This is a genomic window from Shewanella sp. Pdp11 (assembly GCF_002838165.1).
In the GTDB taxonomy this organism is placed as follows: Bacteria; Pseudomonadota; Gammaproteobacteria; order Enterobacterales; family Shewanellaceae; genus Shewanella; species Shewanella hafniensis.
The window spans coordinates 2,510,402-2,536,792 of record NZ_CP015194.1 but is presented as its reverse complement, the minus strand read 5'-3'; the positions used below and the strand labels follow the sequence as shown (position 1 = coordinate 2,536,792).

Sequence of the window (26,391 nt, the reverse complement as noted above, 5' to 3'; positions counted from 1 at the left end):
AGTTACCAAGCCTGTACAAAATCAACCGACAATTATTCACCCGCTTTGCTTAGATAGGAAAACTGAACATCAAACGCCAAATGTTCAAGCCATCGCCACGGCGATAGCTGAATCCAATACGATCAACACCCAGCAATTCGCCCCCAAGGGGCTTAGAAAACGCGAGGGAAAAACCGGCCTCATAGCTGCCAGAAACTATGGTGTCTTGCTCTATCTCGCTGATAAATCTGAGTTCATTGAAATACCAATAACCCACAACAAAGACCCTTGGTTGCACCTGCAGATCCCACCATTGCCAGCGCGGCGCTAATCCTAAATCCACACCTGTTTGTAGCACCGCAAATTGATCGGCAAACTTGCCATAATGCTCGCTGTACCCAGCGAAACGTAATCTCGACACCCACACCGCATCTTGCCCTGCTAGGGTAAAATCATACAAACTGCTGATCCCAGATGCGATAATGGCAACGTTATCGTTTTTATCGAAGTTTGTACCAAAGCCGATATCTAAATACCCTTCCATTCGAGTGTTTTCGCTCGCTTGCCAATGATGCTCAAAACCTGGGGTAATGGTCATAGTCCCTATCGATGACGGTAACTCACCTTCAGTGATATCTTTGGCTAAATAATCAAAAAATCCAAAGGAGATAGGTAAGCGTAACCAAGTCTGGCTACCGCTATCTTTCTTTAAATCAAAGCTTAACGGAATGCTAACAACGGTCGCATTTTGGTTGGCGGCGCGATACACCCCAGTACCGAGATAACTACCAAAGGCGTAAACAGAATTTGGATTACTGCTCGACTCTATCGGATTGCTGCCATTGGCATTACTGCTAGGCGCATGACTGATAGAAACAGGAACGACAGGCACGCCAGCATCATTTGCTTGAGACGCAGACGTAAATGTCGCAGATGCGAACGTATTTGCGGGGGATGTACTATTGGCGAAAACGTCAGAAACAATGCTCAGTAACACTAAGCAAATTAACGACAAACATAATGGCAACCGACTGAAAAAATGGCTCAATTGACTTAAACCTTACTCATTTCTGACTCAATCGGTCGACCCATCATAAATACAAAGCTACTTATTTTCATCCATAAAATGATATTCAGACATCATGTGTCCAAGCTCAGTGGATTTGGTCTTTAAGTAGGCTTCATTGTAACGATTCTTACCAACTTGCAGCGGTACGCGCTCAACCACTTCGATGCCAAATTCCTTCATCGCTTTTACTTTGCGAGGATTATTGGTCATCAAACGCACATGCTTCACGCCTATCTGTTCTAGCATAGGTTTGATCATGTCATATTTACGCATATCTGCCTCAAAACCTAACTGCTCATTGGCTTCAACGGTATTGGCACCTTTATCTTGCAACTCGTAGGCGCGTATTTTATTCAACAAACCAATGCCACGGCCTTCTTGACGCAAATAGAGAATAAAGCCAGTACCCGTTTCCGCAATATTTTGCATAGCAGCTTGTAACTGAAAACCACAGTCACAACGCAAGCTAAATAACGCATCGCCAGTTAAACACTCGGAATGAATACGGCCCAACACAGGTTCATCCGCACTGAGCGTACCGAATGTGAGCGCAACATGCTCTTTGCCTGATTCGGTATCTTCAAAACCATGCATGGCAAACACGCCCCAAGGAGTGGGTAACTTTGACGTCGCGACATATTTTATCGACATACTTAACCTTAACGACAACTCTCATTCCATGAGACGAATAAGATCCCTAGAAACAAACGAGGATTAGGCACTTAGCCAACTAAGCGCACTATTCTAAAGTGTTTTTGAACAATCCAGAAATACTTTAGTGTTTTAATCAACTAAACCAAACATGAATGTCTTTTCGATGGGCAGCACGAAGGAATGGATTAAAACGAAGCAGTGCATAAAGTACAAGGAGCACAAACACGCGATCGACACTCGATCCCGTGCCAGTGACATCCTATCCCACATTAAAATTTTGCGGGTGCGTATCCAGTCACTTCCGTTAGCCCCATTTCACGGCCAATTGCTGTCATTGGGTGGATGACCACAAGCCCTTTGACAGACTTTTTCAGTTTACCCATGTCCGCTTGTTCTGCTTTTGTCAAAGCACGATGGAAAGGCAAACCTTTGATATCTGACCCTTGCTTATTCAATAAGCGGGTTTGTTGGCCTTTTACACTACCAATTTGCTTAGTGACTGCAGCAATTTCACGTTTGAACTGGGCAATAATGACGTCATCGCCTCGTTGTTCAGCCGCAGCAAGTTTACGACGAAATTTATCTAGTTTATCGTTAAGCTGCTGCAGTTCTTGCTTTAAATTCATTCTGTTACCTTAAATTACCTAAGTTAGCCACAGTAAAATCTTAGCCTGATTATGCTAGCGTCTGTGTCAAGGCCTGAGATTATAGCAGCAAGTTACAGATCCTCGTTACCGCTTTTATAACAAACGAATGATCTGATTGCTGCTACCGCGAAATACGAGACTCGGATCGGCAAGGCTTTGTTCAAATTTTCCATCCACCAGCACATCAATATAGGCTAGCACGGCGCGCTGTTCATCACTCAACTCATCAAGTACATAACCCGTCCACAGCCAAATATCTTTACCCGCACATTCGGTCTTTACTCGCTTGACGAGTGCCAAAATGGCACTGAGATTGACAGGCAATAAAGGATCGCCGCCCGAAAGCGATAAACCACGGCGCACAATCCGCTGATCATTGAGATCGGCAATAATCCTATCTTCCATCGTCCGATCAAACACATGCCCAGAACGAGGATCCCAAGTGCTTTGGTTATAACAACCGCGGCATTGGTGCTCACAGCCAGAAACAAACAAGGTCGCACGGGTACCTGGGCCATTGACCACATCGATAGGAAAATATTGATGGTAATTCATTGATGGTCACTCACAGTGCATTTCATCTTTTAACATTGGTACTTATCCCATGGCACCATTTATGCCACGTGATGCCACGGAATAAGTCTAACAGGCAGAATAAGGTAATAATGTTACAAGTGTTTGATCCTACGTTTTACTTCTTCTTGCTTACCATAATTAAAGGGCCGCGCATCAGGGCTGCCTAAGTAACCGCACACACGGCGCGTGACTGACACTCGACTTGGCTCATGGTTGCCACACTTAGGGCAAGTGAATCCTTTGCTAGTACAGCTAAATTCGCCAGTAAAGCCACAGTCATAGCATTCGTCGATTGGCGTGTTAGTGCCATAGTAAGGCACGCGGCTATAGCTATAATCCCAAACGTTTTCAAGCGCTTCAAGGTTATGCTGCATGTTGGGGTATTCGCCGTAACAAATAAAGCCGCCGTTCGCAATTGCGGGATATGGCTGTTCAAAATCAATTTTATCGTAGGGATTTACGCTTTTTTCCACATCGAGGTGGAAACTATTGGTGTAATAACCCTTGTCCGTCACCCCTGTGACTAGGCCAAATTGCTTCGCATCCAGTTTACAAAAACGGCTGCAAAGACTCTCACTTGGGGTGCTATACAGACTAAAGCCATAACCTGTTTCAGCCTTCCATGCATCCGTGGCGGCTTTAAGATAAGCCACAATAGCGACGGCTTTGTCCCTTAATTGTGCATCGTCAAATACATGGGTTTGGGTGCCATAGAGTGCATTCATGGTTTCATGCAGGCCAATGTAACCGAGTGAAATCGACGCGCGACCATTTTTAAAAATTTGAGAGACATCTTCATCAGCGCGCAAACGCACACCACAGGCACCTTCCATATAGAGGATAGGTGCCACGCGGGCTTTAACGCCATTGAGTCGCTCGATACGCGTATCCAGCGCTTTACGGGCTAAGACTAATCTGTCATCTAAAAGACGATAAAACTCCGCCTCATCGCCCTTCGCTTCCAAGGCAATCCGCGGCAAGTTTAAGCTCACTACCCCAAGATTATTGCGCCCTTCATGCACGAGTTCGCCATTTTCCTCATAGGTGCCTAAAAAGCTGCGGCAACCCATTGGGGTTTTAAATGATCCGGTCACTTTCTCAACTTGCTCGTAGTTGAGAATGTCGGGATACATGCGCATAGTCGCGCATTTGAGCGCCATCTGTTTGACATCGTAATTGCAATCGCCAGCTTTGTGATTAATGCCATCACGAATCGCAAACACTAACTTAGGGAAAACTGCCGTCTTACGGTTTTTACCTAATCCCGCCATCCGAACTTTCAGCATAGATTGCTGAATTAAGCGCGATTCCCACGAGGTGCCTAATCCAAAGCCAAAGGTCACGAACGGTGTTTGGCCATTGGCAGTGTGTAAGGTATTAACCTCATATTCCAAAGACTGAAATGCATCGTGACATTCTTTTTCAGTTTGCGCCGTGGCGAAGGCTTTAGCGTCGGTAATCTTCCAATTCAGGGCGATTTGGTAATGCTTGTCGTAGCTCTTAGCGACAAATGGCGCTAACACCTCATCAATACGATTAATAGTTGTGCCGCCATAGATATGGCTCGCCACTTGGGCAATGATCTGTGCGGTCACTGCTGTCGCCGTTGAAATAGACTTTGGGGTTTCAATTTCGGCATTGCCCATTTTAAAGCCGTGGGTCAACATACCTGCCAAATCAATCAACATACAGTTAAACATCGGGAAAAATGGCGAGTAATCTAGGTCGTGGTAATGGATCTCGCCCGCCTCATGGGCAGCGACCACATCCTTAGGCAAGATATGACTCTTGGCATAATGTTTAGCAACTATGCCCGCGAGCAAATCCCGCTGAGTGGGAATAACTTTCGAATCTTTATTGGCATTTTCATTGAGTAAGGCCGCATTGCTTTGCTCGACTAAACCACGGATTTCGAGATTGAGTTTACTGGTCGCTTCACGGCACACATCTCTGTCGTGACGGTATTCGATATACACTCGCGCTAATGATTTATACGGCCCTTCCATCAACAAGTTTTCAACCGCATCCTGCAAATGATGGATATCAACTTCGGTTAAGGTCGCGACACTTTGACTGATACACGCTGCCACTGTCGCTGCATAGTCGCCATCCTCTATCCCAACTGAGTTTGCAGCGGCATTCACTGCATCCCTTATCCTTGTTTCATCAAAAGGTGTGCGGCAACCATCACGCTTAATTACGACTGGCATTGTTCAGTTCCTCTCCATCTCGCCTAAAAATTAACACTACATATAGTGATTTTAAAAGAATAAAACACAATATGTAGAGCATTAGGCTACAACGACGATGAAGCGTCCATGATCCAGATCATAGTTTTTAGGAAGAAATAAAAGAACAAACCAGAACTGCTGCTAGGTCCAATTATCTGAAAATTGCGCCTTGACCTGCTGATTAAACCCCGCTAGTTGATGCCTGAAATCAGTGATAATCAAGCACCAAAGCTCAAGATTAACGCTTAGAGAGTGCGAGATAACTACTGAGTTGGCCCGATGCCGACTGATGCGAGCCCATAGACGAAGCGAGTTGCATCATAGATTTAAGCCCCTGCCATTGCTGCTTTTGGGTATCCGTTAGTGGTGGCTCGGAGTTTAAATAATCCGTTAACTGGCCAAGGACTTTGGTGGCTTTTTGAGCGAGCACAGGCGACTGAGCATCATCCATATTGGTCAAAACGTTTTTCGCATCGACCAAGGTATTGATAAGGGGGTTGTTCGGTGATTTTTTGGCTAATGATTTCAGTTCATCATCCAAAAAATCTTGCAGCGACTGCTTGCTCGGGGTAGTTGTGCTCGGAACTGTAATACCGTTTTTTGATAAACGCTCAAGCTGTACGTCCGATAAAATGCCGTCCTTTTGTAAACGTGACACTAATGCGGGAATATCGGCGACACCAAATTTGCCATCGGCAAAAAAATCCTTCGCCATCGACTGAATTTTCTGTGCACGTTGCGCCCGTGGCGACAGCGCTATCTCATCGGCTTTACCAGTGTCGGGTTTAACCGCATCCGACTGAGTTTTTTTGGTATCTGTGGTCGCATCGGTTTTGGCCGTACTCGTCTTTTGGCTATTGGCACCATAGGCATCGGCGATACTGGTACTGCTGCGATTAAGATTGAAGGCGTTTAAAATAGAATTCATCGTCAATAATTCGGCGTCTAAGATTCAATGACGGTTTTAAAGCAAAAACTAAGCCAATCAAGTATTAATCTTTGCAGAACCTGAATTCTCGGGTAGCGAACAGCACCAGCAGCTTTATCTCTAGGACTGTAAATCTTCAATAAGGGCAAGACATTGCCGCCTCAATAAATCGAGTGCCTCGGCATCCATCTGCACTTTATTCAGCAAAGTTTGCTTCAAGGCTAGGGCTTCATGCTTAATCGCCTCTCCCTGAGCCGTCAGAGTGATCAATTTTTTCCGCTCATCTTCAACGCAGGCCAAACGCGTGATCAAGCCTTTTACCTCTAACCGCTTGACGATTGGCGTTAGGGTTCCCATATCGAGTTTAGTCGCCATTGATAGCTGGGTTTGGCTACAGCCATTTTGACGCCACAGGGTTTGCATCACCAGATATTGAGGAAAAGTTAACTCGTATGCCTCGAGTAAAGGCCGATAAGCGCGCACTAAGGCATTACTGGCAGAATATAGCGCGAAGCACACATTGTCAGATAAACACAGTGCATCACTTGGCTCGGGATTCTGTACCTCTGAGTTTTGTGGCCCTGGGTTCTGCGGCTCTGGATTTTGACTCTGGTCTGTAGATCCAAGCTCTAAGTGAGATAAACAATTTTGCACGTATAAGCGCCTGTCATTCAAACATAGCGCTATCTTATCCGATCCGCTCAATCGCATCTAGTTTGCGCGCAAAGTATTTGCATTGTGTCATGAAGCCACGTACAGTTGACGCAGTTAGTTTGCGCACAAACAAAAGGTTAATTTTTATGAATAGCACTATTACCCAAACCCGTGAAATCCATTTAGCCAGTCGCCCTGAAGGCATGCCTACCGCAGAGAACTTTGCTTTAGTAAATAATCCCTTATCACCGCTCACCGATGGCCAAGTGTTAATTAAAAACCTGTGGATGTCGGTCGACCCTTATATGCGTGGCCGCATGGTAGATCGTAAGAGTTATGTTCCGCCCTTCGCCTTGAATCAAGTCTTAGAAGGCGGCGCGATTGGTGAAGTTATCGCGTCTAAAAACACTGATTTCCCAGTAGGCACTAAAGTCAGCAGCATGTTAGGTTGGCGCGAACACGCCGCCACCGATGCGGCTGGACTGACCGCTCTGCCGCAAACTGAATTAGACTGCTCACATTTTCTCGGCGTGATTGGTATGCCCGGCATGACAGCGTGGACGGGACTGACTCGCATCGCAGATTTAAAAGCGGGTGAAACCCTGTTTGTTTCTGCCGCATCAGGCGCAGTTGGCAGTGTTGCTTGCCAGATTGGTAAACTGATGGGGGCTCGCGTAATCGCCTCTGTGGGTTCAGATGAAAAAGCGGCATTGCTGCAAAGCTATGGTGTTGATGCCATCATCAATTACAAAACCTGTGGCAATCTCACCCAAGCGCTCACAAAGGCCGCGCCAGAAGGGATTGATGTGTACTTTGAAAACGTCGGTGGCGAGCACTTAGCCGCAGCGCTGAGCAATATGAAAGATCATGGTCGTATCGCCGTTTGCGGTATGATTTCGCAGTACAACGACACAGCACCAACACCTGGTCCAGACAACTTGGCCCTGATAGTGATGCGTAAACTTAAACTAGAAGGTTTTATCGTATCCGAACATTGGGCGCATTATCCTGAGTTTGCCGCTAAAATGGCTCAATGGTTAGCTGAAGGTAAAGTCAAAGCTGAACAAACCATTTATCAAGGGCTTGAACAAGCACCGGATGCCTTTATCGGTCTGTTTGAAGGCAAGAATCGCGGTAAAATGTTGGTAAAATTGGCGTAAATCGCCATCAAAGTGACATAAACGCTCTGTTTAGATAACAAGACTCAGCTTTAGATAGCAAATAGTCGGTGTAACACGAGTTGTACCGACTGTTTCTATTTGATAGTCAACTGCTTGTCTTTTAACCTTTAACGGATTAACCCTTCCACATCGCAGCTTCAATCAAATGTGCCACCTTCTCCACAGCGGCCTCGCCTGCGGCAATCGCTTCATCGGCACGGTGAAATTCCATAGTACCGATATTACCGACCTCAGGCACAATACAAATATCTGGCGGATCGCCCATCAAGCGTGCCCGTTTATGTCTTTGCTCTAAAATGCCCATTGATTGTGACATCACGGCAATCATGCCAGGATTCGATTTAGTGCCAAGCGAAAACTTATCGGTAAGATTGCTGACATAATCTCGGCCACGGGCAAACAAATCCATAAATCCGGTTTCTTGTCTTTCAGATGGATCCATTTCAGGTTCCGTTATCTTTTGACTCGTCATGTTCACCGGCAATACTTGAATACGGCCGGAATGATAGCCATATAAATCCACAGCAATCACCAGATCAACGCCCATGGCACGACTAACAGAAACAGGCACTGGATTCACCACAGCACCATCAACGAGCCAGCGGTCGCCCTGTTTTACGGGCGCTAAAATCCCCGGCATGGAACAAGACGCGCGCACAGCTTGACGTAAATCACCTTCCGTAAACCATATTTCCTGCCCCGAATACAAATCGGTCGCCACCGCGGCAAAGGGACGATTGAGGTTCTCAATATTCACATCCCCTATCCGAGCTTGCAGCACATCAAATACCTTATCGCCGCCAATAAGCCCGCCTTTACGCCATCGTATATCCATCAAGCCAAGCACGTCCCAGCTGGAGAAACTCCGAACCCATTCTTCTAGCTCAGGTAAATTATCATGGGCGTAAGCGGCTCCGACTAAAGCACCTACCGAACATCCCGCGACTTTATCGGGCTTGATCCCCATGGCGGCAAGGCCATTCAACACACCTATATGTGCCCAACCTTTCGCAGCGCCACTGCCCAAGGCAATACCCACCGAAGGGGTTGTTCCGTTAGCCATAATCCTTCTCCTGTTACACTACCCGCTACACGATAACGTAAACTCCTTCCAAATCCACTGTCAATTAGTGAAACCAAGACAATTAAGTTCTTGTAACGTCAATGTAAACAAATGCAGGCAACAGAGTGTAAATGACACACTTTGGCGATAAATCCATGTATGAAACAGAGATAATCGCCGATGTGGATAGCTGAGTTAGGGCGATTAAGGCTATAATCTGCCCTTACTAAGATTTAGGGGATATACCTTTGCAATTTACCGATTTTTCTCTGGACCAGCGTCTGCTTCAAAGCATAAAACATATGGGGATCACAGAACCCACCGCCATCCAGGAACAAGCACTGCCTATCGCATTGGCAGGTAAAGATTTAATGGCGTCATCAAAAACGGGCTCAGGTAAAACCTTAGCGTTTTTGTTACCCGCATTGCAAAGAGTCATTTCTACCCGCTCACTGTCAAAACGCGATCCTAGAGTCTTGATTTTATTACCGACTCGCGAACTAGCACATCAAGTGTACAGTCAGCTTCGCCTGCTAGTCGCCAACACCCAATACAAGGCCATAAGCGTTCTGGGCGGGGAAAACTTTAACGATCAAGCTAAAGCCTTAGCAAAAGAACCGCATTTTATTGTCGCAACGCCAGGTCGTATCGCCGATCATCTAGAGCAAAAACATCTATTTCTAAATGGGTTAGAGTTACTCGTGCTCGATGAAGCCGACCGCATGTTGGATTTAGGCTTTGCACCGCAGTTAAAAGCCATCAACGATGCTGCCGATCATAAACGTCGTCAAACGCTGATGTTCTCTGCCACGTTAGATCATAACGAAATCAATGATATCGCGGCAACACTGCTAAAAAATCCAGCGCACGTAGCAATTGGCGCGGCACACTCTGAGCATAACGACATTCATCAACGTATCTTTTTATGTGACCACTTAGACCATAAAGAAGCGTTATTGGCCCGTTTGCTGAAAGATGAAACCCATAAGCAAGTGATCATCTTTACCGCGACTCGACCAGATACTGAGCGCTTAGCCGCTAAGTTAACAGCACAAGGTTTTGCAACCGCAGCACTCAGCGGTGATTTAAAGCAAGCTGCACGCAACCAAATCATGGACCAATTTGCCCGTGGTCAACAACAAGTTCTCGTGACGACCGATGTCGCCTCTCGTGGTCTGGATTTGCTTAATGTGTCTTTGGTCGTCAACTTCGACATGCCTAAATTTGCCGAAGAATACGTGCATCGTATCGGCCGTACTGGCCGTGCTGGCGCAAAAGGTGATGCGATATCGCTCGTCGGACCTAAAGATTGGGACAACTTTAAGAAAGTCCAAGTATTCCTTAGAAAGACCTTTGAGATCAGTACGATTTCAGGTCTAGAAGCTAAATTTAGTGGCCTAAAAAGTAAAGCCAAACAGACACCAACAAAACGTGTTGCTAAAGCCGAGCTAGCTAAAGGTAAGAGCAAAAGAACTAAAGCAGCCACACCAGCACCGTCACGGGATAAGCGTTTTATCACGGGCGTGGACATTGGCGATGCACCCATGCGTAAAAAACCTGCTGCGGCGCAATTGCTGCAAGACAATGATACAGAAGAAGTTTAGAACGAATTAAAGAATACATGCCGGTGGATTTAACATCAGATTTTATTTCTGATACCCAATACATTGGCTTAACGAATACTGGGAATTGACGTACTTAAGTGCATCAGCATGTCGCCAAGAGAATCAAAAGCGCAGGGTAAACACTGATCCTCGCGTCATTTCCAGCTACAATAGCGCTATTATCGATATTTTGAAGGTGTAACATGAGAGTTTGTGGTGTTGAATTAAAAGGTGGCGAAGCCATTATCAGTTTATTGAGCTATGAAGGTGAAACCTTCAATGTGCCAGAATGCCGTAAGGCGTCTTTCACCGTTTCCCAATCTGCTACCACAGAAGCTATTCGTGAGTTTCACTTCGCTTTTCATAAGCTTATGCAAGATTATCGCGTCGATGAAGTTGTCATCATTGAACGTGAGCAAAAAGGTAAATTGGCGGGTTCTGCTACAAGTTTTAAACTTGAAGCCGCGATTCAATTAGGTGAATTACCTGTCAGCTTACTGTCTCCTGTCACTATCAAAGAGCAAAACAAGCGCAATCCACCACAGGTTGATTTCGATAGTTTAGATCTTAAAAAAGTGCAGCAGTTAGCTTTCGAAGCCGCTTACGCCCAGCAAAATCGCCGTATTTTCGGCAAAGTTTAAGTAATGCGATAACTCAGGCTCCGAAATCATTCGGAGCCAAATTCCCTATGAATCCATTAAAATACTTAAGCGGTTACAGCCCAGATATTCAACAGCAGGTACAGCAACATCTTGATGCTGGCACATTACCTAAGCTACTGTTGAAACGTCATCCTGTCATACATAACGTCCGCAGTGATAAAGCGCTGTACGACTACACCCAAGCGATTAAAAACCAATTTTTACGCCAGTCGTCCCCGCTCTCAAAAGTGATCTTTGATGACAAAATTAACATTAGTCATCATGCACTTGGCTTACATTCCTACGTTGCACGAGTTCAAGGCAATAAAATCAAAGCTAAGAACGAAATTCGCATTTCTTCACGTTTGAAGCGTGTACCTGAACCCTTATTGCGTATGGTCGTTGTACACGAATTAGCCCATTTAAAAGAAAAAGATCACAACAAGGCTTTCTACAATTTGTGTACTCATATGGAGCCGGATTATCACCAGTTTGAATTTGATTTACGCTTATTATTGACCTGTATCGACGCCAACATATCCCCTTATTCCGCAGATAAAGCCGACACTTGACCTTAGTACATTTTCTGCCCACAACTTGACTGATAATAGTTTTCATTTAGAATATTGAAGTATCTCACGCTGCAGAATTCAGTAACGACAATGACGAAACAGAATATCGATAAACTTTTAAGCAAGTGGTGTAAAAAGCAAGCGAAAAAGTTACTCAAGGCACAGACGAAAACTGTTTCAAGTTCAGGAAAAGCGATTCCATCCTTATCTCGTCTGCACACGCTTACCGATAAATCGTTGACGAATAAAAAAGCTCAGCGAAAGCACCTCACCAAATTACTCACGAAGCACATTTCACAGCAAGAATTTGCCCATAGCAATAAATCCGCACTCAAGAAACAGTTAAAGCTAGCAAAGGCTAAGTTTATTGCCGCTAATGATGCAACATTTTCATCGACTATCATTACTCGGCTCACTCCTTTACCCACAGAACACAGCTTTGCATTACGTCCTTTTAAAAAGTCTCCCTGCGGTGGTTGCCCCGCCCTAAAAGGTAAACTGTGTAAGTGTGCATTAAAAATGATGCAAAGACGCCAAGCAAGCTGATAGGCACGATTTAGCGCTACGTATTCGTTTCTGTTCAGCCCCAAATATCAGTTTGTATAAGAGTAAAGTGTTAGCTTTAAAAGTTATCAGCTGCCTAATTGTGCTCTTATTGTCCAAGAGAATAACTTGCTAAAACACGCTAACTGAAATTCCTCAGAACCGCTCCATTTATCCCCCGAGTTTTTATCGCCACAACTACGTATTGAATAAATATTAAGCTTTCATTTGACTCAAAATCATACACGTAATAACTGAAAAATAACGACATCCAGAAGGATCATGGAAATAAAAAAATGCCGATGAAATTTACATTTCATCGGCATTAATAAAATCTTTAAACACTTATTCAGACTTGGCGAGATTAACTCTATTAGCCAAGGTTCATCATAGCTTCACGACTCTTCACCATATTGGTAAATGTGCGTAAGTCTTGATTGGCTAACTTACTAGACATAGGAATATCCGCTTTCAATGGGTCAACAGGTTTGCCATTGATATGGAATTCATAATGTAAGTGTGGGCCCGTTGAGCGACCAGTATTTCCTGATAAAGCAATAACTTGGCCTCGTGTTACTCGTTGACCTTTACGCACAAGCGACTTAGATAAATGCAGATAACGGGTACGATACTTACCGCCGTGGTCAATCACAATATACTTACCAGCGAACTGGTGATCAGTCACTAAACTAACAACACCATCACCTGGAGCAATCACTTTAGTTCCGATAGGCACTGAAAAGTCGGTTCCGTTATGGGGTGAAATACGGCCAGTAATTGGATGCTTACGATAAGGGTTAAAACGGGAACTCATGCGCGGTTGTTTAGCTAATGGATAACGCTGGAACGCACGTACTAAACTCTGGCCCTTGGCATCGTAATAACTGCCGTCTGTATATTGAAATGCACTAATTTCAGAACGACCAGTTTTAATACTCACGCCTAAAATTTGGCTACTGCCCGTCGCTTCACCTTCAACATATTGATCATTTACCAAAACAGAGAATTTATCGCCAACACGTAAATCACGGGCGAAATTCAATTTTTCTTTGAGTAAATCTTCAATCCGCTGAATGTCTGCCGCAGCTAAGCCCATTTTTTGTGCAGAGACGTAAAATGAACCTTTAATATCGCCAGATATAATACGATTTTGCCAAACACCTTCAACGTTGACTTCTTCAACATTAAAACTGCCATCTTCATAACGCGTAAACACCACTTGGCGAGCGGCGTTAAAATAAAGCTCTAATTTCTGTAATTGGCCTTCGTTATCGAGCCAAAATTGCATTCTGTTACCGGGCAATAAGGTATCGAGAGCCAAAATATTTAAATCAGCTTCTAACACCTTATACATGGTCTGCTGATCAACACCCGCTTTCGAAAATAACCCACTTAAGGTATCACCAGAAACAATAATTCGCTCAAACTGAGGCGCGTTATTAATAAGAGTCGCTTGGTCTTGAACTTCAGGTTCAGAAACTTGAGGGAGAATATTTTCAATATCGAGGACAACTGGGATACGCTGAGCAGTAGGCACAACATGACCATTATTCGGCATTAGCATAGCAGCGCCAATCAACAAACCACCCATTAATAGAATGTTTTTTTGGGTCGATGATAAGTTCTGCAAACGGGTTTGCGATAAGTTGATAAAGTTGGGTTTGCCTGTCTGCAACGCTTTTCACCTTTCGTTAACTTTGCGTTTTATTTTTGAACCAGTCCCTATTAGGGAAGCCCGAATTTTTTCCAACTTATCCCAAAAATCCCATTATGACAAATGCTATTTCGTACTTTTACCTGACTATTAACAAGAAACATGCGTCAGTTGGCATTTTCAACTGACTTTGTGGACATTATCCTAATGTTAAACACGCAGGTGTCACAATAAATAACATATATAAAACAGAATGTTATTTATCGTACACAGAGAGAACGAGCGACTAAGGCAAAACTATCGTCATTTCGCTCCCATGTGAGGTTTTATTGATGTCGATGCGCGTATTTATCTGCTCTTTCATCTCAGAAACGTGCGAGATCACCCCTATCATGCGACCCGAAGACTGCAGATCCATCAAGGTTCGAATCGCCAATTCCAATGAATCCTGGTCTAAACTGCCAAAGCCTTCATCGATAAATAAGGTGTCGAGTTTTATCCCTCCCGCATAAGCTTGCACCACATCGGATAGCCCTAACGCCATGGACAAGGCCGCCATAAAACTTTCGCCGCCGCTTAAGGTTGCCACAGGACGCACTTTTGAGGTGTAGGCATCTTCAACTTCTAACTCGAGCCCAGACGCCTTGTTACCCTTTGCTCTATCTTCCTTACGCAGCAAGCGATAACGTCCCTTACTCATCAGATGCAGCCTATGGCTCGCTTCGAGTAGCACATCGTCGAGCAGTACGCTTAATACAAAACGCTGCAAACTGATCTTATTGCCTGTTTTCCCATTCGCCACATCGGCAAGCGTGCCGATAACCGCATACTCATCCTCTAACGCCTTCGCTTTCGTGTCTGCAATACTCAACTGAGTTTGGGTTTGTGTGAGTAATACGCTGCGAGTGTGAAGCAACTGCCATGCCTGCTCTGCTGAGTGTAATGCTTGCTGCGCCGACTCAAGCTCGGCAGCGAGCTTAATGCTATCGGGCGGCACTTTATCCTTAAGCTTAAGCGCTAACTGTTCACACTGGGCCTTAGTCAAAGCGCTGCGCTGCTGGTAAGCCTCAATCTCGCTGGCTAATGCATGCAGTTGATCTTCATCCAGCATGGCCGCAAATAAGGCCAGTTGGTCGGTAAATCCCGCTGCGACTAATTGCTGATTGAGTTGCTGCTGGGCACGCGTTTGCTGGGCTAATGCCGCCTCAGCGGTATTTTCGGCACCATTCAATGCTGCTTTAGCTACAACAAAGGTTTGCCCCGTTTGTTGCTGAAGCGCCCTCACCTCAGCAATCTGTTGTTTGATCTTGTTTATCTGTTGCTGGTTTTGCGTGATAGCAGCAGTTAATGCCTCAAGCGTTGCAAGCGCAGGTGGGACGCTTTGTTGCATGTGTGCTAACTGCCCCTGCAATAAATCCACTTTAGATTGCAGCGCACTATCGTGTGTTTGTCCCTGCTCCAGCTTTTGTTGCAGATGCGTTTCCTGCGCTTGCAACAAGACAATTTCTTGCTGTAACTGCTGCAAATCTTGATGAGCTTGCTCAGCTTGTCTGAGTGCGAAAGCGTATTGCGACAAGGTATGCGTATGTTCATCTAACGACATATCAACCGCAGTGCCCAATTGGGCCGCGAGTTCTTGCGCTTGTTGCTGCAAGGTTTCTAATTGAGTCTGTAATCCGCGATATTCCGCTCTGGCTTTGCTCAGGACTTCTTGGGCCGTTGTTTCAGCGTCTTGGGCCAATTGCAGCGCTTCATCGCTTGGGAGCGGCTCTTGGCTCTGTGCTGGCTGCGGATGAGTTTGGCTGCCACAAACAGGGCAAGGTTCATCTTGCTGTAATTGCCGCGCTAAAATGGCTGCCTGTCCTTGGTGCCAAGTCATTAATAAGGCTTTATGTGCAAATTGTGCTTGCTGATGCTGGGCATTGAGCTGTTGTCCGTGCGCTTTTGCATTGGCAAGTTTTGCCTGTGTCGACGATACCCTTGCCGCCACTTGTTGCCATTGCTGATAAGTCGACAATAACTGCTGTTGCTGCTGGTACGCCTGTTGCAATGAGAGGCGAGTGTCGCTGTTGGCCTGCAATGGTGGCAAAGCCAATTCCAATTCACGCCGTTTTTGAATGACTGCGGTTAACTCATTTTTACTGATCTGAAGCTGTGCTTTAGCCCTAACTAACTGCGCTTGCTCTTGCTCTAGGGTTTTATTGAGTCTATCCAGTTCCCTAAGTTGTGGCCCAAGCGCATTCAATTGCTGTTTGGTTTGTTCCTGTTCCAGTAGCGACGCTTCCAATACGGGCAAATCTTGCGCTTTGAGCTCAGCATTATCAAAGGCTTGCTTGGCCTGATTCAGTGCCGTTTGCGCATTGTTAAAGGCGAGACTGGCGGCTTTTGCTTCCTGCTCACGGGCTAAAAACACCTCAACCATAGGCGCTAAACGCTGCGCTTGTTTGGCTAAGTCCAGCTTTTGGGTTTGTGCAGCGATACTTTCTTGCTGTGCCTCAAGCGCTGCTGCCGTTTGAGTTAAGGTATCCAATTGTGCAAATTCGGCCAGTAGATGCTGGGCGGCATCACTGGCTTTAATCACTAATTGTTGCTGTTGTAATGCCTGTTCCTTGGCACTTTGAGCGAGCACAAGTTCAGGCGTGAGCTTAGCTAATTCGCTGCTAAGCTCGTCATCGGATGCTAGGCCAGCACTTTGCAAAATACCATCGCGACGGCTACGTTGATCTTTCACTAAGGCGCTGATATCGGCAGCCTTATTTTTTAAGGTATCTTCAATCCGGCGATAAATATGCGTTTGAAATAACTGACTAAATATCAGTTCGCGCGCTTTAGAATCCGCCATTAGTAATTCGCGAAACTTACCCTGAGGCAGTACCATCACTTGGCGAAACTGCTCCACATCGAGCCCAGTTAAGGCTTCAATCTCAGCGGTGGCCTCGGACACTTTGCTAGCGACTAACAAGCTTTCATTGCCATCGGCGTCAATTTTATAGAGCTGTGCTTCGCTTTTTTGCACTGTCGAGCCGTCACCGCTTTTCTTAACTCTGTCTTGCTCTGGCACGCGGCGAATACGATAGCTGTTATTACCGAGCTGAAAACTGAAAGTGACTTCTGTTAGTAGACTAACGTCAGCCATATCACAGCGCATTTGGCTGCCTTCACGCTCATTACCTGTGGTTTTTCCATAAAGCGCAAAACAAATGCCATCGAGCAAGGTCGTCTTACCCGCACCTGTAGGGCCGTTGATGAGAAATAACGGATTGGTTCCAAGGGCTGTAAAATCAAGTGTTTGAGTCGCTGCAAAAGGGCCAAAGGCTGACATGGAAAGGCTAAGGGGTCTCATGCTTGACGCTCCTCATTGTGTAGCTTAGTCAGGAGTTCATCCATCACGGCTTGCTGTGCTTGCGTTAAGGATTCACCAGACACTTGAGAGAAAAAGTCACAGAACATGTCCATCTCACCTTTTTTGATATGGTCCCGGCTCAAGGCGACTTGCGGCTGCCCCGCCATCAAGCCTGTACGCTCTAAATGCAGCACATTCGGGTAGACCGCCCTGAGTTTGCCCATAGCGTCTAAAATGGCATGTTTATCGAGGAGCCTGACCATAAGGTAATCTTCACGCTTGATATCCGTTTTACCTTGGGCGAGTAAGGTGTCTAACTCCCCTTCTAAGATGCGAACATCACGCAGCGAGATTAACGGCAATAAACGGATATCAATCGGCGTTTGCGCGCCTAGTTCAACTAAGGTCACCGACTTGTGTTGATGTTGTTCACTAAAGGAATACTTCAAAATCGAGCCTGAGTAGCGCACATGCTCGGCGCCTTTGTATTGCGGTCCGTGCAAATGCCCAAGGGCAACATAATCAAACTCAGTAAAGAGCTTTGGTGATATTTTATCGGCGCCACCAATACTGAGCGGCCGCTCTGATTCTGATTCACTGCCACCATCCAAAAAGCAATGGCTTATCACCACTTTGGGTAAGCCTTGGCTATCGTGCTGGCGCACTTTTTCAAGTAATAAATCCATGGCCATTTCGTGGCTCGATGCCTCACACTCAAACACTTGCCGCACTGTTGCTGGTTCAGCGTAAGGCAAGGGATAAAAAACCACATCACCACTTGTACTCGACAAAGTAATAGGCTGAATGTCAGCACTCAAGGGCCCCACAATATATAAGCCACTTGCCGTCATTTGTTTTGCCGCAAACCCTAAGCGCTCGTGGCCATCGTGGTTACCGGCAATCATAATCACTTGCAGGCCTAAATCTTGTACTAAACGGTTGAGTACATCATCTAACAGCGCAACCGCGTTTGCTGGCGGAATCGATCTGTCATAAATATCCCCCGCCACAATCACAGCATCCACCCTATGCTCAGCTGCTAAGGCAATAATTTGCTCGAGCACAAAGGCTTGATCATCCAGTAATGACTGATTGTGTAACTGACGACCTATGTGCCAGTCCGAGGTGTGGATAAATTTCATAATCGCTCTTTTAAAGAAGTGGTAGCGCTAAACCTGAGTATGTACCAGCACATCAATGCAAAAAGAAGGCACACGAGATAAACACTGCACGCATATAAATCGGGTTGAATCGTATTAAATAAAAACATCGCGTTTACATGCACAGAGAAAATCGAGCAGCCTAAAAAGTGCATTAAAATTGACAAGTTATACTATTCAAAAACCTTTAAAGAGTACACCTATTGCAAAGTAGGAGGGATATTTAGATCATCTTTAGAGGATATTCTGAGCGATTTCCACCTCTGCTTCACTTTTAAGCCAAGGAGGGCATCACTCAGATAATATCAATTAACTTAAGCTTACGTGCCAAGATTAACTTATTCACCGCTTAAAGCTAAATTTATTAATAATAAACAATCTATTAGAACAAGTGATATTGCGTTGCTAGGAGTTTAAAGCTCATAGCAAGGGACATAGTGACCACTAGCGGCTTGATGATCTTAGTACCTTTAGTCACAACCAAACGTGACCCCAAAGTCGCACCAATCGCTTGCCCAGCCAGCATGACTAACCCCAATAACCAAATCACTTTGCCACCCAAGGCAAAGAAAATCAGCGAAGCTATATTGGTTGAGAAATTAAGTAGTTTTGCATGGGCAGTCGCCTTCGCCAGACCAAACCCCGCTAACGATACAAACGCCAGTGCAAAAAAGCTCCCCGTACCAGGACCAAAAAAACCATCGTACAATCCCACGCCTAAAGCAGCAGTAAAAGCAAATGCGGTAGGTGTTAACACTTGATGCTTATCGTCTTCAGAAATCTTTTTCGAAAATAAGAAGTAACAACCAATTGCCAAAATCAAGAATGGCAACATTAATTCCAGCACTTTAGTATCGACGAGTTGAACGAGAATCGTGCCTAATGCCGCGCCGATAAACGCACAGAACAAGGCTAATTTAACGGATTTAAGATCCACTAACCCTTTGCGGACGAAATACAAGCTCGCAAAAAAACTACCACCACAGGCCTGTAGCTTATTTGTGCCTAAGGCAACCGCAGGCGGCAAGCCTGCCCACATGAGTGCAGGGATCGTCAACAAGCCACCACCACCGGCGATAGAGTCGATAAAACCAGCCACCATAGCGACGGCAAAAAGTATCGCTGCGATCTGTAGAGTCAGTTCAAATTCCATAATGATTTATTATTCTTCTGATAAAAAAGGGAGTAATTGCTGAGCATTAGACTGCGTTTGCCAAATAAACGCAAAGGAGTTATTGTCGCCACTGCGTGAGCTAAACTCACGCAAAATCTATAATCCGGTTCGGATTTGCCCAGTTATAGGAGATAAAATGTTGACCGAACTGCCGCCACTCAATTCCCTCCGCGCTTTTGAAGCCGCCGCGCGCTTGCAAAGTATGACACTGGCAAGCAAGGAGTTGCATGTCACCCATGGTGCGGTCAGTAAACAAATCCGAGTTTTAGAGGATTATTTGGGTTTTGCGCTTTTTGTACGCCTACATAAAAGAGTCAGTTTAACCGATGAAGCCAAGCGCTATTTGCCCCATGTCCAAGCCGCGCTGCAAACCCTGTCAAGTGCAACGAGTGACCTACGTCGTCTGCCATCTAAGCCGCAGACCTTAGCCATCAATGTGCTGCCAAGCTTAACCATTAATTGGCTTATTCCAAGAATGGAGCAGTTTAAATCCCGCCATCCACACCTTTATGTTGATTTGTCGATTGGCGACTTTGCAGTGGACTTTAGTCAAGGCCGTTATGATATTGCGATTCGCAGCTGCACAGCCATTCCTAAGGGCGCGAATTATATCAAGCTGATGGATGAAGACTTGTGCTTAGTTTGCGCGCCATCGTTAGCGCCAAAACTGCAAAATATTGAGGATATCAATCACGTCACCTTACTAAAACACACAACGAGACCCGAACTGTGGGAATATTGGGCAGACAAAGTGGGCTTAACACTCACTCAAGCGCAATCCTTTGGCGTCGAGCATTTCTACATGCTGAGTCAAGCGGCTGCGAGTGGCATGGGCGCAGCACTTATTCCGCGATTCTTCATCGAAGAACAACTGGCAAACGGCAGCTTAGTCATCCCCTTCGACGCCCCTTTCACTAGCCCCTATCGATATTATTTACTCACCCCAAAATCCCCAAGCCTGCCGTTAAAAGCTCAAGCTTTTATCGACTGGTTATTAGAAGTGTTTGCCCCTTATCGCCATTAAACAACATTACTAAACAACATTTGGAATTTCGCCATTCCAGCAAGGTGCAATAACGCTATATGTGCCAAATAAAGCTATGGTGTGCTGAAATGAGCGCAGAAAAACGGTAATAAAAAACCACCAAGAAGGTGGTTTCAAACTCAAAGGTCAAAGCAAATCAGGATCAGTGATTGCAATGAGCACCGTGGACATGTTCATGGTCATCATCGTCCATAAACTCGTCGTCACCGTCTTGGTGTTGCATTACGCCCCAACCGTCGGTCATGCCACCGAATTCGGCAGCAAAATCATTCAACATGACTTCTTGCTCAACCAAAGTATCGTAATCAGGTACCATATTAAGGCAAACAATGATTTCCCACTTGCCCAGCTCATCATTCAGATTCAACTCAAGCTCGCCTTGCAAGTCAGAATTTGTGAGTTCTTCTAACGCCGTTTCGGCATCACGTTGGTCATCAAAAACCAAAAAGAAATCAACATCTAACTCTTTCGTTAAATCGATTCCTGCTTCAGCCATTGCGGCCAGCATTTTACCATTGTCATCATCTGGAAATTGCATATCTTGCTCCACTGTTTCAGGCTTATTATGCCGCAATGATTTGAACTGATTCACCATTAAAGCTGACGATATCGCCCGCAATAATTTTTTTACGCTTACGAGTTTCAACTTCACCGTTCACAGTGACTTGACCTTCCTCGATAAAATGCTTGGCTTCGCCACCGGCATTGCTCATGCCCTGCACTTTTAATACTTTGTACAATTCAATGAAATCTTCGCCAGAATGCAAAGCCAATTGATTAATTTGCGCCACTTAATACACGCCTTCTAAAAATAAACCTGCGGCATTATACCAGCACCGCATAAAATCCGCTGAAGATAATTTGGCTAGAGACGTCTTTCATCGGCAAGTAAGCCGAAGACCGATTCATCGAGCCAGTTTTCACCGACTTTGAATTGCTGCCTGAGTAAGCCTTCAAGCCTGAAGCCGCACTTTTCAAGAACCCGCGCCGATGCATGATTATCTTTGGCGCAATGACCAACAAATTTATGCACATTAAAACTTAAGCAGGCCCAATCTATGACTGCCTTTAAGCTCTCAGTCGCATAACCTTTGCCGTGGCCCTCTGCGGCCAGTAAATAACCCACTTCGGCACGCTGCTCATCAAGGCTTTGGCAATAAAGGCCTGTTAACCCAACAAATTGCCCTGTATCAACGGTCTCAATCACTAAGGTCAGCCAATCGCCTGAACCGTAAAACCAAGTATCTGAGCGCTGCTGAAACTTACTACGGATCACCTCTTGCGACTCTGGCACTCGCACATAGCGATTAATCTCTGGATCGCTGTGCAACGCATAAAACTGTTCCCAGTCGCTATCTTGTAAGCTCCTGAGTTTCAATCTATCGGTGTAGAGTTCCAGCATAGTGACTCCGTGATGAGCAGATAAACAAAAACGGCAGCAAATGCTGCCGTATTAAAAAGCGGTATCCAATAAGCCGTAAAACTTATGCGCGGCTGGTCACTTCGAGTAAATGAAAACCAAATTGCGTTTTAACTGGACCTTGCACTTCGTTTAATGGCGCGCTGAAGACAACTTCATCAAACTCTCTCACCATCATACCAGGACCGAATGACCCCAATTCGCCGCCTTGGGCACCTGATGGGCAAGAAGAGTGCGTGCGAGCAATTTGAGCAAAATCCGCGCCTTCCAAAATTTGCTGTTTCAGCGCTTGACACTGCTCTTCGCTGCTAACTAACAAATGTCTTGCTGTTGCCTGGACCATAGTAAAACTCCTGTGAGGATCATGAGACATTTGCCCCAAATATCATTGATATTCCCATTAAAACATCCGTTTTAACAGGTTTTGAATCAACAGTATAAAAACTTTCTGTTGAATAAAAAAGTCTTAAAATGCCGTCATTCACATCAAAGTCAAATAACGGCAAATTACGGGCTAAGCCTGTTTAGACGCTATCCAACGGTCAATTTTATTTTCCATAACCGCCATAGGTAATGAACCTGAGGTGAGGATTTGATCGTGGAACGCTTTTAAATCAAATTTATCACCTAAGGCTTTTTCAGCACGGGCGCGCAGTGCCAGGATCTTCAGCTGGCCGACTTTGTAAGACAAAGCTTGACCAGGGATCGCCATATAGCGCTCCACTTCAGCGACTATGTCACTCTCAGCCATAGGCGAGTTGTCTTTCATGTACTGAATCGCCTGTTCACGACTCCAACCTTTAGAATGAAGGCCAGTATCAACCACTAAGCGCATTGCACGCAGCATTTCATCGGAAAGCTTACCAAAATACTGGTAAGGATCGGTAAATAGCCCCATCTCAATACCTAAGTATTCAGCATAAAGTGCCCAACCTTCCTCGAAAGCGGTATAACCGCTAAAACGCTGAAACTCAGGCACACCGGTCAGCTCTTGTTTGATCGCGATTTGGAAGTGATGCCCAGGAGCGGCCTCGTGCAAAGATAAAGTCGTCATCCCCCACTTAGGCTGTGCTTTGAGGTTATAAGTGTTGATATAAAACACCCCTGGACGGCTGCCATCCACCGCTGGCGCTTCATAAGAGGCTCCCGCTGCTGATTGTTCTCTAAAACTTTCAACCGGCTTAACCACGTAATCAGCCTTTGGCATCACATTAAAGTAGTTAGGTAAGACATGATTGATTTTATCTTTCAACACCATATAACCATCAATCAAACCTTGACGGTCGCTGTAGAAATACTGAGGTTCGGATGATAAAGACGCGAAAAATGCCTTTAAATCGCCCTTAAAACCGACTTGCTCACGAACCTTATCCATCTCAGATAAAATTCGCGCCACTTCACTTAAGCCAATTTGATGAATTTCATCCACAGACATAGTGGTGGTCGTATGTGAGTTCGCCAGATGCTGATACCAAGATTTGCCGTTAGGCAAACCAGACCAGCCGTCAGTCGCCCGCGACTTAGGTAAGTAAGTTTGCTTAAAGTAATCACGCAAGTTCGTTAACGCTGGCACGATACGCTCGGCTATCATAGCTTGATAACGGGTGGTCAATTCGGCTTTATCTTGCTCAGAAAAACTCTCGGGGAAATGTTGAATGGGTGAGTAAAAAATACTCTGAGTCGCATCAGTCGTTAGCATAGCGTCTAACTGGGGAATAATGCGCTCTACTAACACCCGAGGTAGCACCACTTTACTTTCAATGCCTTGATTCATCCGATTTTCAGCAAGCGTTACCCACTTGATAAAACCATCAACCCTCTGTTCCCAATTACGATAATCATCGACAGTATTAAAAGGTTGCGCACTTTCGCCACTCCCAAGCTGCACCATAGTAATGACAGTGCTATAGAACTGGCTTATCGGCATAAAACGTGAAGGGAAAGTTTCGTCAACTAATGCCATATCTCGGTCATAGACAAACAGGTCATAACTTAACTGTAGATCCGCGGGCAGTTGTTTTGGATCTATCGCGCGCACCTGGGCTAAATAGTGAGTGTTAAGATCATGGCGAGCTTTGAGATAATCCTCAGTTAAATCACCGCCGAAATCAGCGTTATAGTCATTAACACCAACAAAAGTAGCGTAAATAGGCTCAAGCTTTAGGTAATCTTTAAAATAAGCATCCACTAGCGATAAATAGCGCTGCTCTGCTGTTTGTGTTTTGCCCTGCTCAGCAACGGCATTTGATTGACTGTTTTCTTGAACTGCCGTGGCTTCAGGCTTAGAACAACCTTGAAGGGCAAAGATTAACGCTATCGATCCTGCCAATAAACCCAATTTCATTTTATTATTTCTCCTTTTTGGCCCGCTATTGCAGAACTGTTTCTATACTTAGTTCAAGGTCTGCTATCGGAGTTAATCTATGATCTACTCGTTCCGCAACTCAGGTTTCAGGGATCCAGAAACTGGAGTCTATAACCAAACCTATTTCATGGAAGTATTCAACCGAGAATGGCATCGTCATATAAGAGAACACCAAAGCTTGGCACTATTGTATCTGTGCCCTCACATTCATGAAACCGTCAAACAACCCCATTTACTCGAATTCTTTACCAAACAAGTGCAAGAAGCACTATTAAGAGCAACAGATATGATAGCTAGACTTGATCATAATCACTTCGCACTGGGTTTATTCAACATAGATGAGGAGGGAGCTGAGGTAGTGTTAAAACGAATAGAACAACAAATTTCTGATTTCAATCAAAATTTTGGTAAAAATCATAAACTGACAATCGATTATAAACTGGCCGCCTGCATTTGCTTGCCAACACAAGAAAACAAAATCGAATCGCTCTTCAGCAATGTCAGCCAACTCTCACAAGATCTTGAAAAAAATCATGATCAATCTCAAGCTTTAATCCGCTTACAGTAAATTTTTGACATTAAATTACATCAAATAAAAAGCCCCTTACGGGGCTTTCAAATCTGATACTAAACTGCCAAGCACTTACAGTGTGATGTTATGCATACGTGCTTTCTCTTTGATATAAGAGATATAGCTTTTTGCACTCTTCTCAGTCTTTTTATCGTTGGCAGCTAATACTGCACGGTTATAAGCTGACTTGTACTGTTTCAAACTTAAATGAGCCAAAGCTAATTCGAAGTTTGCTTCGCCAGGATGATCAATACCCATAGATATGGCTTTTTCAAGCACAGGGATCGCTGCAGTGTATTGTTCATTCAAGTTCAGTAAGCGACCTTGTTTCAAGTAAGTCTTACCATCATTGCTGATAGCTGCAGCTTTACCATAATACTCAGCGGCTTGTTTAAACTCTTTTGCATTCTGATAAAAACCAGCCAAAATCTCTAGAGACTTAGCATCCTCAGCGATCAAGCCCGATTTTATATGCTTCTGATAGACTTTAGCGGCTTGATATGGAGCACCTTTCTGTGCCATCAATTGTGCTAAACGAGTAATGTTACCCGCACTATCTAAGAAACCATTTCTATAAGCTAAATCGTAAGTTGCAAGAGACTTGTCATAGTCTTCAACCATCAGATAAAACTGCGCTAATTGAACCCATAATCTGCCATCATCCGGGAATAATGGCACCATGACTTCTAACACGCCAACAGCTTTCTTATACTTCTTTTGATTGAAGTAAGAAGTTAGCTTCATCTGATATAAGCCTTTATCAGGAGTCTCAGCTAATGAAAGACCTTTATCGGCCACTTCAATCACTTTATCCCACTGTTTTAGCTCAGAGTGTGCAATACCAATACGACGATAAATTTGAGAGTCAGCTTTACAAGTAAAATCCATCCACTTGTAATAGTAAGGAATCGCTTCCTTAAATTTCTTCTCTTGTAACAGTAAATCCGCATAAAGACGCATGGTCGCAGCATGATCTGTTCCACCTAAAATATCAGCTTCAACAGCTTGTTTTAGGTACTTGATCGCAGTATCCATTTTGCCTTTCTCGGCATAAAAGTTACCTAGCATGCGTGCAACATAGGCTTTATCGAAATCGTTCTTTGCATTTGCTTCGAGCAAAATAGCAATGGCTTCGTCCAGCTGACCATTGGTATAAGCTTCAAACGACTTCTGAACTTTTTTCGCAGCGCCTTCACCTACAGCTTTAGATTGACGTTTATCGATCTCACACTTTTCAGCTGCTACCGCAGATGAAACAGATAATCCGCCGCAAATAGAAAGCAATAATAGAGCTGCGATTTTATTAACATTACGCAT

The 26,391-nt window shown here is 44.9% G+C and carries 25 protein-coding genes; 7 read left to right on the top strand and 18 right to left on the bottom strand.

What is annotated here, in order from left to right:
- Positions 1-49: 49 nt before the first annotated feature.
- The 7 genes from AYJ58_RS11210 to AYJ58_RS11180 all read right to left on the bottom strand — a co-directional run bounded on the left by AYJ58_RS11210 (position 50) and on the right by AYJ58_RS11180 (position 6,738).
- Complete coding sequence (locus AYJ58_RS11210) at positions 50-1,027, bottom strand: hypothetical protein (protein ID WP_106650184.1); 978 nt, start codon at positions 1,025-1,027, stop codon at positions 50-52.
- A 57-nt stretch (positions 1,028-1,084) separates the two neighbouring features.
- The gene (ribA, locus tag AYJ58_RS11205; protein WP_106650183.1) at positions 1,085-1,699 is read right to left on the bottom strand and encodes a GTP cyclohydrolase II; all 615 of its coding nucleotides are present in this window, start codon (positions 1,697-1,699) and stop codon (positions 1,085-1,087) included.
- A gap of 272 nt (positions 1,700-1,971) precedes the next feature.
- Positions 1,972-2,328, bottom strand: a complete 357-nt coding sequence (locus tag AYJ58_RS11200; protein WP_028760414.1) for a YibL family ribosome-associated protein — start codon at positions 2,326-2,328, stop codon at positions 1,972-1,974.
- A gap of 114 nt (positions 2,329-2,442) precedes the next feature.
- Positions 2,443-2,904, bottom strand: a complete 462-nt coding sequence (gene nrdG, locus AYJ58_RS11195; RefSeq protein WP_106650182.1) for an anaerobic ribonucleoside-triphosphate reductase-activating protein — start codon at positions 2,902-2,904, stop codon at positions 2,443-2,445.
- A gap of 113 nt (positions 2,905-3,017) precedes the next feature.
- On the bottom strand, positions 3,018-5,135 hold the full coding sequence (gene nrdD, locus AYJ58_RS11190; RefSeq protein WP_106650181.1) for an anaerobic ribonucleoside-triphosphate reductase: 2,118 nt from the start codon (positions 5,133-5,135) through the stop codon (positions 3,018-3,020).
- 259 nt (positions 5,136-5,394) lie between these two features.
- Positions 5,395-6,084, bottom strand: a complete 690-nt coding sequence (locus AYJ58_RS11185; RefSeq protein WP_106650180.1) for a hypothetical protein — start codon at positions 6,082-6,084, stop codon at positions 5,395-5,397.
- A gap of 120 nt (positions 6,085-6,204) precedes the next feature.
- Positions 6,205-6,738, bottom strand: a complete 534-nt coding sequence (locus AYJ58_RS11180; protein ID WP_106650179.1) for a MarR family winged helix-turn-helix transcriptional regulator — start codon at positions 6,736-6,738, stop codon at positions 6,205-6,207.
- Between the two features lie 146 nt (positions 6,739-6,884).
- Between AYJ58_RS11180 and AYJ58_RS11175 the strand changes: the two genes are divergently transcribed.
- Positions 6,885-7,898: an NADP-dependent oxidoreductase gene (locus AYJ58_RS11175; protein WP_106650178.1), complete on the top strand. Its 1,014-nt coding sequence runs from the start codon at positions 6,885-6,887 to the stop codon at positions 7,896-7,898.
- A gap of 136 nt (positions 7,899-8,034) precedes the next feature.
- Here the strand turns inward: AYJ58_RS11175 and rssA are convergent, their stop codons facing one another.
- Positions 8,035-8,982, bottom strand: a complete 948-nt coding sequence (gene rssA / locus AYJ58_RS11170; protein WP_106650177.1) for a patatin-like phospholipase RssA — start codon at positions 8,980-8,982, stop codon at positions 8,035-8,037.
- 248 nt (positions 8,983-9,230) lie between these two features.
- Between rssA and AYJ58_RS11165 the strand changes: the two genes are divergently transcribed.
- From AYJ58_RS11165 to AYJ58_RS11150, 4 genes are all read left to right on the top strand, one after another.
- On the top strand, positions 9,231-10,586 hold the full coding sequence (locus AYJ58_RS11165) for a DEAD/DEAH box helicase (RefSeq protein ID WP_106650176.1): 1,356 nt from the start codon (positions 9,231-9,233) through the stop codon (positions 10,584-10,586).
- Positions 10,587-10,789: 203 nt separating this feature from the next.
- The gene (locus AYJ58_RS11160; RefSeq protein WP_106650175.1) at positions 10,790-11,227 is read left to right on the top strand and encodes a DUF3010 family protein; all 438 of its coding nucleotides are present in this window, start codon (positions 10,790-10,792) and stop codon (positions 11,225-11,227) included.
- A gap of 47 nt (positions 11,228-11,274) precedes the next feature.
- Positions 11,275-11,799, top strand: a complete 525-nt coding sequence (locus tag AYJ58_RS11155; RefSeq protein WP_106650174.1) for a M48 family metallopeptidase — start codon at positions 11,275-11,277, stop codon at positions 11,797-11,799.
- 90 nt (positions 11,800-11,889) lie between these two features.
- Positions 11,890-12,345, top strand: coding sequence for a hypothetical protein (locus tag AYJ58_RS11150; protein ID WP_106650173.1), 456 nt, complete (start codon positions 11,890-11,892; stop codon positions 12,343-12,345).
- 370 nt (positions 12,346-12,715) lie between these two features.
- Here AYJ58_RS11150 and AYJ58_RS11145 read toward each other — a convergent pair whose 3' ends face one another.
- From AYJ58_RS11145 to AYJ58_RS11130, 4 genes are all read right to left on the bottom strand, one after another.
- Complete coding sequence (locus AYJ58_RS11145) at positions 12,716-14,017, bottom strand: peptidoglycan DD-metalloendopeptidase family protein (RefSeq protein WP_106650172.1); 1,302 nt, start codon at positions 14,015-14,017, stop codon at positions 12,716-12,718.
- 265 nt (positions 14,018-14,282) lie between these two features.
- Complete coding sequence (locus tag AYJ58_RS11140; protein ID WP_106650171.1) at positions 14,283-17,339, bottom strand: AAA family ATPase; 3,057 nt, start codon at positions 17,337-17,339, stop codon at positions 14,283-14,285.
- The gene (locus AYJ58_RS11135) at positions 17,336-18,481 is read right to left on the bottom strand and encodes an exonuclease SbcCD subunit D (RefSeq protein ID WP_106650170.1); all 1,146 of its coding nucleotides are present in this window, start codon (positions 18,479-18,481) and stop codon (positions 17,336-17,338) included. The genes AYJ58_RS11140 and AYJ58_RS11135 overlap by 4 nt, the downstream gene beginning before the upstream one ends.
- A 400-nt stretch (positions 18,482-18,881) precedes the next feature.
- Positions 18,882-19,652, bottom strand: a complete 771-nt coding sequence (locus AYJ58_RS11130) for a TSUP family transporter (protein WP_106650169.1) — start codon at positions 19,650-19,652, stop codon at positions 18,882-18,884.
- 157 nt (positions 19,653-19,809) lie between these two features.
- Here AYJ58_RS11130 and AYJ58_RS11125 point away from each other — a divergent pair, with 157 nt between their 5' ends.
- Positions 19,810-20,697, top strand: a complete 888-nt coding sequence (locus AYJ58_RS11125) for a LysR family transcriptional regulator (RefSeq protein ID WP_106650168.1) — start codon at positions 19,810-19,812, stop codon at positions 20,695-20,697.
- A gap of 163 nt (positions 20,698-20,860) precedes the next feature.
- Here the strand turns inward: AYJ58_RS11125 and AYJ58_RS11120 are convergent, their stop codons facing one another.
- The 5 genes from AYJ58_RS11120 to AYJ58_RS11100 all read right to left on the bottom strand — a co-directional run bounded on the left by AYJ58_RS11120 (position 20,861) and on the right by AYJ58_RS11100 (position 24,482).
- Entirely contained in the window at positions 20,861-21,256 is a 396-nt protein-coding gene (locus AYJ58_RS11120; RefSeq protein WP_006087411.1) for a ribonuclease E inhibitor RraB, read from the bottom strand.
- Positions 21,257-21,281: 25 nt separating this feature from the next.
- Positions 21,282-21,509, bottom strand: a complete 228-nt coding sequence (locus AYJ58_RS11115) for an RNA-binding S4 domain-containing protein (protein WP_106650167.1) — start codon at positions 21,507-21,509, stop codon at positions 21,282-21,284.
- Between the two features lie 74 nt (positions 21,510-21,583).
- The gene (locus AYJ58_RS11110; RefSeq protein WP_106650166.1) at positions 21,584-22,120 is read right to left on the bottom strand and encodes a GNAT family N-acetyltransferase; all 537 of its coding nucleotides are present in this window, start codon (positions 22,118-22,120) and stop codon (positions 21,584-21,586) included.
- Between the two features lie 82 nt (positions 22,121-22,202).
- Positions 22,203-22,481 (bottom strand): peptidylprolyl isomerase, encoded by a 279-nt coding sequence (locus tag AYJ58_RS11105; RefSeq protein ID WP_106650165.1) that lies wholly within the window; start codon positions 22,479-22,481, stop codon positions 22,203-22,205.
- A gap of 171 nt (positions 22,482-22,652) precedes the next feature.
- Positions 22,653-24,482, bottom strand: coding sequence for a DUF885 domain-containing protein (locus AYJ58_RS11100; RefSeq protein WP_106650164.1), 1,830 nt, complete (start codon positions 24,480-24,482; stop codon positions 22,653-22,655).
- Positions 24,483-24,561: 79 nt separating this feature from the next.
- Here AYJ58_RS11100 and AYJ58_RS11095 point away from each other — a divergent pair, with 79 nt between their 5' ends.
- Positions 24,562-25,071 (top strand): diguanylate cyclase domain-containing protein, encoded by a 510-nt coding sequence (locus AYJ58_RS11095; RefSeq protein WP_006087408.1) that lies wholly within the window; start codon positions 24,562-24,564, stop codon positions 25,069-25,071.
- Between the two features lie 75 nt (positions 25,072-25,146).
- On the opposite strand, the gene AYJ58_RS11090 is transcribed toward AYJ58_RS11095, so the two are convergent.
- Entirely contained in the window at positions 25,147-26,391 is a 1,245-nt protein-coding gene (locus AYJ58_RS11090; RefSeq protein ID WP_106650163.1) for a tetratricopeptide repeat protein, read from the bottom strand.

What these genes read in the sequence shown, in the direction of transcription:
- ribA (WP_106650183.1), bottom strand. Translation starts at nt 1,699, where the DNA reads ATGTCGATAAAATATGTCGCGACGTCAAAGTTACCCACTCCTTGGGGC.
- AYJ58_RS11200 (WP_028760414.1), bottom strand. Translation starts at nt 2,328, where the DNA reads ATGAATTTAAAGCAAGAACTGCAGCAGCTTAACGATAAACTAGATAAA.
- nrdG (WP_106650182.1), bottom strand. Translation starts at nt 2,904, where the DNA reads ATGAATTACCATCAATATTTTCCTATCGATGTGGTCAATGGCCCAGGT.
- nrdD (WP_106650181.1), bottom strand. Translation starts at nt 5,135, where the DNA reads ATGCCAGTCGTAATTAAGCGTGATGGTTGCCGCACACCTTTTGATGAA.
- AYJ58_RS11185 (WP_106650180.1), bottom strand. Translation starts at nt 6,084, where the DNA reads ATGAATTCTATTTTAAACGCCTTCAATCTTAATCGCAGCAGTACCAGT.
- AYJ58_RS11175 (WP_106650178.1), top strand. Translation starts at nt 6,885, where the DNA reads ATGAATAGCACTATTACCCAAACCCGTGAAATCCATTTAGCCAGTCGC.
- rssA (WP_106650177.1), bottom strand. Translation starts at nt 8,982, where the DNA reads ATGGCTAACGGAACAACCCCTTCGGTGGGTATTGCCTTGGGCAGTGGC.
- AYJ58_RS11160 (WP_106650175.1), top strand. Translation starts at nt 10,790, where the DNA reads ATGAGAGTTTGTGGTGTTGAATTAAAAGGTGGCGAAGCCATTATCAGT.
- AYJ58_RS11155 (WP_106650174.1), top strand. Translation starts at nt 11,275, where the DNA reads ATGAATCCATTAAAATACTTAAGCGGTTACAGCCCAGATATTCAACAG.
- AYJ58_RS11150 (WP_106650173.1), top strand. Translation starts at nt 11,890, where the DNA reads ATGACGAAACAGAATATCGATAAACTTTTAAGCAAGTGGTGTAAAAAG.
- AYJ58_RS11140 (WP_106650171.1), bottom strand. Translation starts at nt 17,339, where the DNA reads ATGAGACCCCTTAGCCTTTCCATGTCAGCCTTTGGCCCTTTTGCAGCG.
- AYJ58_RS11135 (WP_106650170.1), bottom strand. Translation starts at nt 18,481, where the DNA reads ATGAAATTTATCCACACCTCGGACTGGCACATAGGTCGTCAGTTACAC.
- AYJ58_RS11130 (WP_106650169.1), bottom strand. Translation starts at nt 19,652, where the DNA reads ATGGAATTTGAACTGACTCTACAGATCGCAGCGATACTTTTTGCCGTC.
- AYJ58_RS11125 (WP_106650168.1), top strand. Translation starts at nt 19,810, where the DNA reads ATGTTGACCGAACTGCCGCCACTCAATTCCCTCCGCGCTTTTGAAGCC.
- AYJ58_RS11120 (WP_006087411.1), bottom strand. Translation starts at nt 21,256, where the DNA reads ATGCAATTTCCAGATGATGACAATGGTAAAATGCTGGCCGCAATGGCT.
- AYJ58_RS11110 (WP_106650166.1), bottom strand. Translation starts at nt 22,120, where the DNA reads ATGCTGGAACTCTACACCGATAGATTGAAACTCAGGAGCTTACAAGAT.
- AYJ58_RS11105 (WP_106650165.1), bottom strand. Translation starts at nt 22,481, where the DNA reads ATGGTCCAGGCAACAGCAAGACATTTGTTAGTTAGCAGCGAAGAGCAG.
- AYJ58_RS11100 (WP_106650164.1), bottom strand. Translation starts at nt 24,482, where the DNA reads ATGAAATTGGGTTTATTGGCAGGATCGATAGCGTTAATCTTTGCCCTT.
- AYJ58_RS11095 (WP_006087408.1), top strand. Translation starts at nt 24,562, where the DNA reads ATGATCTACTCGTTCCGCAACTCAGGTTTCAGGGATCCAGAAACTGGA.
- AYJ58_RS11090 (WP_106650163.1), bottom strand. Translation starts at nt 26,391, where the DNA reads ATGCGTAATGTTAATAAAATCGCAGCTCTATTATTGCTTTCTATTTGC.